We start from the raw sequence: 13862 nt of genomic DNA on the forward strand, positions 1-13862 counted from the left end.
GTGCCGCTGGACCCGGCGTACCCGGCGGAACGCCTGAACTACATGCTCAAGGACAGCGCCCCGGTGGCGCTGCTGGCGCACGGCGCGACCCGGGCGCTGTTCGAGGTGGGTGGCGTGCCGCTGCTCGATTTCGATCAGGATCACTGGCAGGACTACCCCGATCAGAATCCTCAGGTGCCGGGCCTGAACGCTTCGAACCTGGCCTACGTGATCTACACCTCGGGCTCCACCGGCACGCCGAAAGGGGTGATGGTCGAGCATCGTGGCCTGAGCAATCTGCTGCACTGGAGCTCGCAGGTGTGCCCGCCCGTGGCGGACGGCGCCCTGTTGCAGAAAACCCCTTACAGTTTCGACGCCTCGGTCTGGGAGCTGTTCTGGCCGCTGACATCGGGTCTGCGTCTGGTACTGGCGCGCCCCGATGCGCACTTCGAACCGGCGTACTTGACGCACGTGGTGCGCGAGCAGCGCATCAGCGTGATCCAGTTCGTGCCGGCGCTGTTGCAACAGTTCCTCGACGTGGAAGACGTCAGCCAGTGCACCAGCCTCACGGATGTGTTCTGTGGCGGCGGCGAGCTGACGCCGGCGTTGGCCCGTCAAGTCCGCGAGCGTCTGCCGCAGGTGCGCTTGCATAACGTCTACGGCCCCACCGAAACCACGGTCGACAGCACAGTGTGGACGCTGGAGCCGTCGATGCCGGTGCCAGAGGCGCTGTTGCCAATCGGTCGGCCCGTCAGCAACACCCGTTTGTACATTCTCGACGACCAACTGCAACCGCTGCCGCTGGGTGTGGCCGGCGAGCTGTACATCGGTGGCGTGCAGGTGGCGCGTGGATACCTGAATCTTGCGTCGCTCACCGCCGAGCGTTTCCTCGATGATCCGTTCAGCGACCAGCCCAATGCGCGGCTGTACCGCACCGGTGACCTGTGTCGCTATCGGGCCGACGGCAACCTCGAATACCTCGGTCGCAACGACGATCAGGTGAAGATTCGCGGTTTGCGTATCGAACTCGGGGAAATCCAGGCGCGGCTGATGCAACTCGACACCGTGCTCGCCGCCGAAGTGCTGGTGCGCGAAGACGTGGCCGGCGATCCACGGCTGGTGGCGTACTACAGCGGTGAACCGCTGGACATCGGCGAACTGCGCAGCCATCTGCTGGAGCAGTTGCCGGATTACATGGTGCCGACGGCGTTCGTCCATCTCGACGCCATGCCCCTGAGCCCCAACGGCAAACTCGACCGCAAGGCGTTGCCGGCGCCGGATCAAAGCGGCCAGTTGCTGCGTGGGTACGAGGCGCCGGTCGGCGAGGTGGAATGCCGAATCGCCGAAATCTGGCAGACCCTGCTGAACGTCGAGCAGGTCGGGCGCCATGACAATTTCTTCGAGCTGGGTGGGCATTCCTTGCTGGCGGTGAAACTGGTCGAGCGCATGCGCCAGCAGGAATTGAGCTGCGATGTGCGGGTCCTGTTCGGCCGGCCGACAGTGGCAGGACTGGCGGCAACCCTGGGCGCGTCGTCCGGCGTTCAAGTGCCGGTCAATCGCATCACCCCTGACTGCCAATACATCACGCCAGACATGTTGCCCCTGGCCTCACTCGATCAGGCCGGCATCGACCGGATCGTGGAAAGCGTCCCCGGTGGCGTCGCCAACGTGCAGGACATCTACGCCCTGGCGCCGTTGCAAGCGGGGATTCTGTATCACCACATGGCGGCAACGGCCGGCGATCCTTACGTGTTGCAGGCGCAGTTCGTGTTTGACGGGATCCAGTCGGTCAAGGCGTTCGTCCGCGCCGTCAACGTGGTAATCGCGCGCCACGACATCCTGCGTTCCAGTGTGGTCTGGGAAGGCCTCGAAGAACCGGTGCAAGTGGTCTGGCGTGCGGCGCCGCTGGCGCTTGAGCGAGTCGATGCTGACCCGCAGGACGGCGACGTGCTGCAACAGATGCAGGCATGTTTCGACCCGCGTCACTACCGTCTGAACCTGGGCCGCGCACCGATGATGCGCTTCGCCTACACCGAGGATCCGCAACAGAAGCGCTGGGTCGGCATCCTGCTGATGCACCACCTGATGCTCGATCACACCGCGCTGGAAGTGCTGGTGAGCGAGATGAACAGCGTGCTGCACGGTCACGCCGCCGAACTGGCGACCCCGGTGCAGTACCGCAACTATGTCGCGCAGGCCCGGCTCGGCGCGGATGTCGAGGCCCATGAAGGGTTTTTCCGCGACATGCTCGGCGACATCGACGAGCCGACCCTGGCGTTCGGCGTACAGGACGTACACGGCGACGGCAGCGCGGTAGTCGACAGCCAACTCACGCTGGACACAGCGCTGGCCTTGCGTCTGCGTGAGCAGGCACGGCGGCTCGGCATCAGTGTGGCGAGTCTGGCGCACCAGGCCTGGGCGCAGGTCCTGGCGCAGACCAGCGGCCGGGACGAGGTGGTGTTCGGCACGGTGCTGCTGGGCCGGATGCAGGGCGGCGAGGGCGCCGACCGGGCGTTAGGCCTGTTCATCAACACCTTGCCGCTGCGCGTCAGCGTGACCGCCACGGCGGTGCGCGACAGCGTGCTTGCCACCCATGAACGGCTGGCGCAATTGCTCGCCCATGAACAGGCGTCACTGGCGCTGGCCCAGCGTTGCAGCGGGGTTTCCGGCTCGTTGCCGCTGTTCGGCACGTTGCTCAACTATCGCCACAGCGCACCGCAGGCGGCGGGGCTGACGCTGGATGGCATTGAACTGCTCAGCTCCCGCGAGCGCAGCAATTATCCGCTGGTGGTCAGCGTCGATGACCTTGGCGAAGGCTTGCGTCTGAGTGTGCAGGCAGTGCCGGGGATCGATGGGGCGCGGGTCTGCGAGTACATCAATATTGCCTTCGACAGTCTGGTGCAGGCGCTGGAGCAGACGCCGCAACGGGGTGTCGATCAGCTGTCGATTTTGCCGCCGGAGGAACGGCGGGAATTGCTGGTCGGGTTCAATGCGACTCAGCGGGAGTACCCGTCAGGTTCAACGGTTCACAGTCTGTTTGAACAGCAAGTGAAACGGCATCCGCAAGCCGTGGCGGCGGTGCATGGCAACACCGCGTTGACCTATGAAGAGCTGAACCAACGGGCCAATCGCCTGGCCCATCACCTGATCGGGCAGGGCGTGCAACCGGGCGACCACGTCGCGATTCTGCTGCCGCGCTCGCTGGATCTGCTGGTCGCGCAACTGGCCATCGGCAAATGTGCGGCGGCTTATGTGCCGCTGGACATCAATGCGCCGGCCGAGCGTCAGGCGTTCATGGTTGAGGACTGCGGGGCGAAAGCGTTGCTGACCTTCAGCACCGAGTCAGTCGGCTACAGCGTGCGCCGGATCGACCTCAATGCGCTGAAACTCGACGCGCAGCCGACGCACAACCCGGACCTGCCGCAGTCCTCGGAATCCGTGGCCTACATCATGTACACCTCCGGTTCCACCGGTACGCCGAAGGGTGTGATGGTGCCGCACCGGGCCATCGGGCGACTGGTGATCAACAACGGCTACGCCGATTTCAACCCACAGGATCATGTGGCGTTCGCCTCCAACCCGGCGTTCGACGCCAGCACCATGGACGTCTGGGGGCCGTTGCTCAACGGCGGGCGAGTGGTGGTCATCGATCACGACACCTTGCTTGATCCAAACGTGTTCGGGCAGGTATTGGCGGCTTCGGGCGTCACGATCCTGTTCGTCACCACCGCGCTGTTCAACCAGTACGTGCAGTTGATCCCGGAAGCTCTGAAGGGCCTGCGCATGGTGCTGTGCGGTGGCGAACGTGCCGACCCGGCCGCCTTCCGCCGCTTGCTGGCCGAGGCGCCAGACCTGCGCATCGTCCACTGCTACGGCCCGACCGAAACCACCACCTACGCCACAACCTTCGAAGTGCGCGAAGTGGCGGAAACCGCCGACAGCGTGCCGATTGGCGGGCCGATCTCCAACACCCAGGTCTATGTACTCAACGCCCGCCAGCAACCGGTGCCGATGGGTGTAACCGGCGAGCTGTACATCGGCGGCCAGGGCGTGGCGCTGGGCTATCTGAATCGCCCAGACCTGACCGCCGAGAAATTCCTGCAAGACCCGTTCGGCGATCAGCCGGGGGCGCTGCTGTACCGCACCGGCGACCTCGCACGCTGGCTCGCACCGGGGCAACTGGAATGCATCGGCCGCAACGACGATCAGGTGAAAATCCGTGGTTTCCGCATCGAACTGGGAGAAATCGAAAACCGCCTGCTGAACTGTGAAGGGGTCAAGGAAGCCATCGTGCTGGCCCGTCAGGACGGCCAGGAACCGCTGCGTCTGGTGGCGTATTTCACGGCCGAAAAGGGAGTGGACAGCGCCAGCCTGCGCAGCCAATTGCAGGCACGCCTGCCGGAATACATGGTGCCCTCGGCCTGGGTGCAGCTCGATGCGTTGCCGCTGAACAACAACGGCAAGGTCGACCGCAAGGCCTTGCCGCTGCCGGATCCGGGCGCCTGGCTCAGCCAGGCATACGAAGCCCCGCAAGGCCCGGTGGAAACTGCGCTGGCGCAGATCTGGGCCGATGTCCTGAAGCTGGAAAAGGTTGGTCGCCACGACAACTTCTTCGAGCTGGGCGGGCACTCGTTGCTGGCGGTGAGCCTGATCGAGCGCCTGCGCCGGATCGGCCTGAGCACCGACGTGCGCGTGCTGTTCAGCCAGCCGACCCTGGCTGCACTGGCTGCGGCGGTAGGCAGTGGTCGCGAAATCGAAGTGCCGGCCAACCGCATTCCTGCTGATTGCTCTCACATCACCCCGGACCTGCTGAGCCTGACCGCACTGGACCAGGCCGGCATCGACCGGATCGTCGCCACAGTGCCGGGCGGCGCCGCCAACGTGCAGGACATCTATCCGCTGGCGCCGCTACAGGAAGGCATCCTTTATCACCACTTGAGCGCGGAGCAGGGCGACCCTTACCTGCTGCAATCGCGGCTGGCCTTCGACAGTGTCGAGCGCCTGCGCACCTTCACCGACACCTTGCAGCAGGTCATCGCACGCCACGACATCCTGCGTACCAGCGTTGTCCACGAAGGCCTGGCGACGCCTCATCAAGTGGTGTGGCGCCACGCCGAACTGGTGGTTCAGCGCGTCGCGCTGGATTCAGCAAACGGCGACATCCTTGAACAGTTGCACGAGCGCTTCGATGCCCGTCACTACCGCCTCGACATCAGCCAGGGGCCGCTGCTGCGCATGGTGTATGCCGAAGATCCGAAGCAGCAGCGCGTGGTGGCGATCCTGCTGTCCCATCACCTGATTCTCGATCACACCGCGCTGGAAGTGATCGTCGATGAAATGCGCGGTGTGATGTTCGGTGAGGTCGACAGCCTTTCGGCGCCGATTCCCTATCGCAACTACGTGGCCCAGGCACGCCTGGGGCTCAGCGAGCAGGAACACGAAGCGTTTTTCCGCGAGATGCTCGGTGACATTGACGAGCCGACCCTGCCGCTGGGGCTGCGGGACGTGCAGGGCGACGGTCACGGCATCGAGGAAGCGCTGCAACCGGTGGCCACTGAACTCAATGTACGTCTGCGTGAACAGGCGCGGCAACTGGGCGTGAGTGCCGCCAGCCTGATGCACCTGGCCTGGGCGCAAGTGCTGGGCGTGCTGTCGAACCGCCGCGATGTGGTGTTCGGCACGGTGATGATGGGACGGATGCAGGGCGGCGATGGCGCCGACCGGGCGCTGGGGGTGTTCATCAATACCTTGCCGCTGCGCATCGATGTCGGTGCCGGCGCGCGGGACGGGGTCAAGGCGACTCACGCACGACTGACCGCGCTGCTGGGACATGAACACGCCCCGCTGGCGCTGGCCCAGCGTTGCAGCGGTGTCGCGGCGTCGTCGCCGCTGTTCAGTGCCTTGTTCAACTACCGTCACAGTGCCCCCGCGCAACAATCGCAGAACGGCCAGGGCATCTGGGAGGGCGTGCAGAAACTCGGCGGTGAAGAGCGCACCAACTACCCGCTGACCCTGAGCGTGGACGATCTGGGTGAAGGGTTCGCCTTGTCGGTTCTGGCGGTGAGCCAGATCGGTGCGCAACGGATTTGCAGTTACATGCACACCGCGCTGGAACAACTGGTGCAGGCGCTGGAACAGACGCCGCAAAAACCGTTGAACCGCTTGCCGATCCTTTCGACCGCAGAACTGGAGCGTCTGGTCGAGGGCTTCAATCCCCCGGTCACGGCCTATCCTCGTGGCGCAACGATTCACGCAATGGTCGAGGCGCAGGCCCGGCGCAACCCGAATGCCCTCGCCGTGATTCAGGGCGCGCAACAGCTGACCTATGGGCAGCTCAATCAGCGCGCCAACCAACTGGCCCATCACTTGATCGGCCTCGGCGTGCAACCGGACGACCGCGTCGCCATTTGCGTGCGTCGCGGCCCGCAGATGCTGGTGGGGCTGCTGGCGATTCTCAAGGCCGGCGCCGGTTATGTGCCGGTGGATCCGGCGCACCCGGCGGAGCGCATTGCCTACCTGTTGCAGGACAGCGATCCGGTGGCCGTGCTGGTCCAGGCCTCGACCCGGGATCTGCCGGGCATGATGCCGGTGATCGATCTGGACAGCGACGCCTGGCAACACCTGCCCGACAGCAACCCGCAACTGCCGTACCTGACTCCGGCAAATCTTGCGTACGTCATCTACACCTCGGGCTCCACCGGCCAGCCGAAAGGCGTGATGGTCGAACACGCGACCCTGGAAAACCTTGTGCACTGGCACACCGAAGCCTTTGACCTGCACGCCGGCAGCCACACCGCCAGCGTTGCCGGGTTCGGTTTCGACGCGATGGCCTGGGAAGTCTGGCCGGCATTATGCGTCGGCGCGACCCTGCACCTGCCGCCGGAATCGGTGAGCAATGAACATCTGGACGAATTGCTCGACTGGTGGCGGGCGCAGCCGTTGCAGGTGAGCTTCCTGCCGACGCCGGTGGCCGAATACGCCTTCAGCCGCGAATTGCAACACCCGACCCTGCGCACCTTGTTGATCGGTGGCGACAAACTGCGCCAGTTCAACCGTGCGCAGCGCTTTGCGGTGATCAACAACTATGGCCCGACCGAAGCCACGGTGGTCGCGACCTCCGGGCCGGTGGAGGTCGGTCAGCCGCTGCACATTGGCAAGCCGATGGCTAACGCTCGCATCTATCTGCTGGATGACCAGCAACGCCCGGTGCCGGTTGGTGTGACGGGTGAGTTGTACGTGGCCGGCGCCGGTGTGGCGCGGGGTTACCTGAACCGTCCGGAAATGACCGCCGAACGCTTCCTCGCCGACCCGTTCAGCGACCAGCCGCAGGCGCGGATGTACCGCACCGGCGACCTCGCGCGCTGGCGGGCGGACGGCAATATCGAATACCTGGGCCGCAACGACGATCAGGTGAAACTGCGCGGCGTGCGGGTCGAACTCGGGGAAATCGAAGCCGCGCTGGCCAGCCACCCGACGGTGCAGGACGCCGTGGCGCTGGTGCGCGACGGGCAGTTGCTGGTGTGGTTCACCGAACGGGCACCGGCCGATATCGAAGCCTTGCGCAATCATCTGCAAGGGCTTCTGCCGCAAGCCTTGATCCCGGCGGCTTACGTGCGACTCGACGCCTTGCCGCTGACCGCCAACGGCAAACTCGACCGCAAGGCCTTGCCGGAGCCGGATCAGAACGCCTGGCTCAGCCGTGAATACGAAGCCCCGCAAGGCCCGGTGGAAACCGCGCTGGCGCAGATCTGGGCCGACGTCCTGAAGCTGGAAAAGGTCGGTCGTCACGACAACTTCTTTGAACTGGGCGGCCATTCGCTGCTGGCAGTGAGCCTGATCGAACGTCTGCGCCAGATCGGCCTGAACACCGATGTGCGCGTGCTGTTCAGCCAGCCAACGCTGGCTGCGCTGGCCGCTGCGGTGGGCAGCGGTCGTGAGATCGAAGTACCGGCCAACCGCATTCCTGCTGATTGCACCCATATCACCCCGGACCTGTTGAGCCTGACCGAGCTTGATCAGGCGAGCATCGACCGCATCGTTGCCACGGTGCCCGGTGGCGCCGTGAACGTGCAGGACATTTATCCGCTGGCGCCGTTGCAGGAAGGCATCCTTTATCACCACTTGAGCGCCGAACAGGGCGACCCGTACCTGCTGCAATCGCGGCTGGCCTTCGACAGCGTCGAACGTGTGGACGCGTTTGCGTCGGCGCTGCGTCAGGTCATTGCCCGCCACGACATCCTGCGCACGGCGGTGATCTGGCAGGAACTGGCCGCGCCGATGCAGGTGGTGTGGCGTCACGCCGGACTGGCGGTGCAGGAAATTGTGCTCGACCCTGCACAGGGCGACATCCTCGAGCAATTGCACGGGCGTTTCGATGCCCGTCATTACCGCCTCGACATCAGCCAGGCACCGTTGCTGCGTCTGGTGTATGCCCGTGATCCGGCCCACGACCGGGTAGTCGCGATGTTGCTGTTCCACCATGTCGTGATGGATCACACCGCGCTGGACGTGGTGCAGCACGAAATGCTCGCCTGCCTGCAGGGGCGCGAAGCCTCGTTGGGCGCGGCGGTGCCTTATCGTAATTACGTTGCGCAGGCGCGGCTGGGTGTCAGCGAGCAGGACCACGAAGCATTCTTCCGCGACATGCTCGGCGATATCGACGAGCCGACTCTGCCGTTCGGTTTGCAGGATGTGCAAGGCGACGGTCGCGACATCGAGGAAACGCAACAGGCCCTGACCGCTGCAACCGGTCAGCGTCTGCGCAGCCTGGCCCGGCAACTGGGCATCAGCGTGGCCAGCCTGTTCCACCTTGCGTGGGCGCAGGTGCTGGGCGCGACGTCCGGGCAGGATCGTGTGGTATTCGGCACGGTGCTGATGGGCCGGATGCAGGGCGGCGAGGGTGCCGACCGGGCGTTGGGGATGTTCATCAACACCTTGCCGCTGCGGGTCGATCTCGGTGAAACCCCGGTGCGCGAAGGGGCTCGGACGACGCATGCACGTCTGAGCGCATTGCTCGGCCATGAGCATGCGTCACTGGCGCTGGCCCAGCGTTGCAGCGGCGTGGCCGCGCCGTCGCCGCTGTTCAGTTCGATGCTCAACTACCGGCACAGCGCCGACGAGGCGCAGCAGCAAAGCGTCCGTCAGGCCTGGCAAGGCATCGAGACCCTGAGCAGCGAAGAACGCACCAACTATCCGCTGAGCCTGGGCGTCGATGATCTGGGCAACGGTTTCGTGCTCACCGCCATGACCCCGGCGAACATCGGTTCACAGCGCATCTGCGACTACATGCAGACCGCGCTGGAGAAACTGGCGGATGCCCTGGAACAGGCACCGGATCAGCCGCTGAATCGCTTGCCGATCCTCGACGGTGCAGAACGTCAGCAGGTGCTGTACGACCTTAACGCCACCGGCACCGCAGACAATCTGGAGCAAACCGTTCACGGGTTGTTCGAAGCGCAAGTCCAACGTACGCCGCAAGCCATCGCGTTGCAGGCCGGTGAGCAGCGGCTGACCTACGCCGAACTCAATGCTCAGGCCAACCGTCTGGCCCATCACCTGCGCGAACTGGGTGTGGGGCCGGATTCGCGGGTAGCAATCTGCGTCGAGCGCGGGCTGGAACTGATGGTCGGTCTGCTCGGCATCCTCAAGGCCGGCGGTGCCTATGTACCGCTGGACCCGGCGTACCCGGCGGAACGTCTGGATTACATGCTCAAGGACAGTGCGCCGGTAGCGGTGCTGGTGCATGGGGCGACTCGCGCATTGCTCGAAGAGAGCACCGCGCTGGTGATCGATTTGGATCAGGACCACTGGACATTCAACCCGCAGGACAATCCGCAAGTACCGGGCCTCAACGCTTCGAACCTGGCCTACGTGATCTACACCTCCGGTTCGACCGGGGCGCCGAAAGGCGTGATGGTCGAGCATCGCGGCGTCGGCAACCTGCTGCACTGGAGTTCGCAGCTGTGTCCCGCCGTGACGGACGGCGCGCTGTTGCAGAAAACCCCGTTCAGTTTCGATGCCTCGGTCTGGGAGCTGTTCTGGCCATTGAGCGCCGGTTTGCGTCTGGTGCTGGCGCGTCCTGACGGGCACCGCGAGCCGGCGTATCTGGCGCAGGTGATTCGCGAGCAGCGGATCAGCGTGATCCAGTTTGTGCCGGTGTTGCTACAACAGTTCCTCGAGCAGGACGACGTCAGCCAGTGCAGCAGCCTCACCGATGTGTTCTGTGGCGGCGGCGACCTGACACCGACACTGGCGCGCCTTGTGCGCGAGCGCCTGCCGCAGGTGCGCTTGCACAACGTCTACGGCCCGACCGAAGCCACGGTCGACAGCACGGTGTGGACGCTGGAACCGTCGATGCCGGTGCCGGACAACGCCTTGCCGATCGGGCGACCGATCATCAACACCCGTTTGTATGTACTGGATACCGCCGAGCAGCCGGTGCCGATGGGCGTCATCGGTCAGTTGTTCATTGGTGGTGCCGGGGTCGCGCGGGGCTATCTGGGCCTGCCGCAGTTGATGGCTGAACGGTTTGTCCCGAGCCCGTTCGTGGCCGGCGACCGGTTGTATGCCACGGGCGACTTGGTGCGCTACCGTGCCGATGGTCAGCTCGAATTCATCGGGCGCAACGACTTCCAGGTCAAGTTGCGTGGCCTGCGCCTTGAACCGGGTGAAATCGAAGCGCAACTGCTCAGCCATCCGGCCCTGCGTGAGGCCGTGGTGCTGGTGCGTGAAGAACGTCTGGTGGCGTACTTCACCTGGCACGCCGAGGCCGGGCAACCGGGGATCGAGGCGTTGCGCGAACACTTGCTTGCACGCCTGCCGGACTACATGGTGCCGTCGGCTTTCGTCGCGCTCGACAGCCTGCCACTGAGCCCCAATGGCAAGGTGGAGCGCAAGGCGCTGCCGGCTCCCGGTGCCGAGTCGGTGCTGGTGCGCGAGTACGAGGCTCCGCTCGGCGAGACCGAAATCGCCCTGGCCCGACTGTGGGGCGAGGTGCTGAACGTCGAACGGGTCGGGCGCCATGATCACTTCTTCGAACTGGGCGGGCACTCACTGCTGGCGGTGAGCCTGATCGAACGCATGCGCCAGATCGGCCTGAGCACCGATGTGCGGGTGCTGTTCAGTCAGCCGACCCTGGCCGCGCTGGCTGCGGCTGTGGGCAGCGGTCGTGAAATCGAAGTGCCGGCCAATCGCATTGCAGCCGATTGCACCCGCATCACTCCGCAGATGCTGACGCTGGTTTCGCTGGATCAGGCCGCCATCGACCGCGTGGTGTCCAGCGTGCCGGGTGGCGCTACCAATGTGCAGGACATCTATCCGCTGGCGCCGTTGCAGGAAGGCATTCTTTATCACCACTTGAGCGCGGGAGAGGGCGATCCGTACCTGCTGCAATCGCGTATCGCGTTCGACAGTCTTGAACGTGTGCAGCGTTTCAGTGCGGCGTTGCAACAGGTCATCGACCGCCATGACGTGCTGCGTACGGGTGTGGTGTGGGAAGGTTTGAGCGTGCCGGTGCAGGTGGTGTGGCGTCGGGCTGAACTGGTGGTGCAGGAGGTCCTGCTCGATCCTGCGGCCGGCGACATCCTTGAACAGTTGCATGCCCGCTTCGATGCCCGGCATTACCGCCTCGACATCGCCCAGGCGCCGTTGCTGCGCCTGGTGTATGCCCGGGATCCGGCCCGTGGCCGGGTGGTGGCGATGCTGCTGTTCCATCACATTGTGCTCGACCACACCGCGCTGGAAGTGGTGCGCCACGAAATGCAGGCTTACCTGCGCGGCTCCGATGAGCCGTTGCCGGCGGCGGTGCCGTATCGAAATTACGTGGCACAGGCGCGGCTGGGTGTCACGGAGCAGGAGCATGAGGCATTTTTCCGCGACATGCTCGGCGACATCGACGAGCCGACCCTCCCGTTCAGTCTGCGCGATGTGCGCGGCGACGGACGCGGCATCGAGGAAGTGCAGCAGGTCCTCGACAGCGGCCTGAACCTGCGCCTGCGCAGTCAGGCACGGCAGATGGGCATCAGCGTGGCCAGCCTGTTCCACCTTGCCTGGGCCCAGGTACTGGCGGCGACCTCCGGGCAGGACAACGTGGTGTTCGGCACCGTGCTGATGGGCCGGATGCAAGGCGGCCAGGGTGCCGACCGTGCACTGGGCATGTTCATCAACACCTTGCCGTTGCGGGTCGATCTGGGCGAAACCCCGGTGCGCGAGGCGGTCAAGGCGACGCATCAGCGTCTCACTGCGCTGCTGGGCCACGAACACGCTTCGCTGGCACTGGCCCAGCGTTGCAGCGGGATCGCGGCGCCGTCGCCGTTGTTCAGCGCGATGCTCAACTATCGGCACAGCCACGGTGCAGAGCATGCGGACAGCGTGGTTCAGGCCTGGCAGGGCATCGAGACCCTGAGCAGCGAAGAGCGCACCAACTACCCGCTGAGCCTGAACGTCGATGACCTGGGCAACGGCTTCTCGCTGATCGCCATGGTGCCGGCGGACATCGGCGCGCAGCGGATTTGCGGCTACATGCAGACGGCGTTGTTGGCGTTGGTGGAGGCGCTGGAACAGGCACCGACGCAGGCGATGAATCGTTTGCCGGTTCTTGAGGGGGCGGAGCGTCAGCGGCTGTTGTTCGACTTCAACGCGACCGATGTCGGTTATGACCTTCAGCAGAGCATCAATGGATTGTTCGAGGCGCAGGTCTTGCGGTCGCCGCAGGCTGTGGCGGTGCTTTCCGGAGAGCAGCGGCTGAGCTATGCCGAGCTGAATGCTCGGGCCAATCGCTTGGCCCATCACTTGCGCGGTCTGGGCGTCGGCCCGGATGCGCGAGTGGCGATCTGTGTCGAGCGCGGGCTGGAAATGGTGGTCGGGTTGCTGGCCATTTTGAAGGCTGGCGGCGGTTATGTGCCGCTGGATCCGGCGTATCCACTGGAGCGGCTGGCCTACATGCTGGAGGACAGCGCGCCATCGGCGGTGCTGGTGCAAGGCTCGACCCGCGCGTTGCTGGGTGAGGTGGCGGTGCCGGTGGTCGATCTGGATCACGAGACCTGGCAATCGTTGTCGGCGGATAACCCGTCGGTCGATGGACTGACCCCGCAACACACGGCCTACGTGATCTACACCTCCGGCTCCACCGGGCAGCCGAAAGGCGTGATCAACGAACACAGTAGTGTAGTCAACCGCTTGCTGTGGATGCAGGACGCTTATCGTCTGACGGCTGAAGATTCAGTGCTGCAGAAAACCCCGTTCAGCTTCGACGTTTCGGTGTGGGAGTTCTTCTGGCCACTGATGACTGGCGCCCGGTTGGTGATGGCCCGTCCCGGCGGGCACAAGGATCCGCTGTACCTGAGCGAAGTGATCGAGCAAGAACACATCACCACGCTGCACTTCGTGCCGTCGATGCTCGACGTGTTCCTCGCCCATGGCGACACCGCGCGTTGCCACGGTTTGCGCCAGGTGATGTGCAGCGGTGAAGCTCTGCCGGGCAGTCTGGTGCGGCGCTTCAAGCAGCAATTGCCGAACAGTGGTTTGCACAATCTCTATGGCCCGACCGAAGCGGCAGTGGACGTCACGGCGTGGGATTGCGCTGGACCGATGGAGCAAACCCCGGACAACACGCCAATCGGCAAACCGATCGCCAATACCCGGATGTACATCCTCGACGCCCAGCAACAACCGGTGCCGCAAGGCGTAGTCGGCGAGCTGTATATCGGCGGCGTGCAGGTTGCTCGCGGTTACCTGAATCGTCCTGAACTCAGCGCCGAGCGGTTCCTTCAGGACCCGTTCCAACTCAATGGAAGGATGTATCGCACAGGCGACGTCGCCCGTTATCTGGCCGACGGCAATATTGAATATCTGGGCCGTAACGACGACCAAGTGAAGATCCGAGG

The 13862-nt window shown here is 64.7% G+C and carries 1 protein-coding gene (running past one end of the window); it reads left to right on the plus strand.

The genetic code is table 11. The features are described from left to right. Nucleotides 1-13862, plus strand: partial view of an amino acid adenylation domain-containing protein gene (locus R1A29_RS10770; protein ID WP_438301429.1) — the 5' portion only. It continues 535 nt past the right edge of the window; only the first 13862 of its 14397 coding nucleotides appear in the window; it begins with the start codon at nucleotides 1-3; the stop codon falls past the right edge of the window.

It is taken from the genome of Pseudomonas sp. NMS19W, assembly GCF_051554255.1.
GTDB classification, from domain to species: Bacteria; Pseudomonadota; Gammaproteobacteria; order Pseudomonadales; family Pseudomonadaceae; genus Aquipseudomonas; species Aquipseudomonas kribbensis.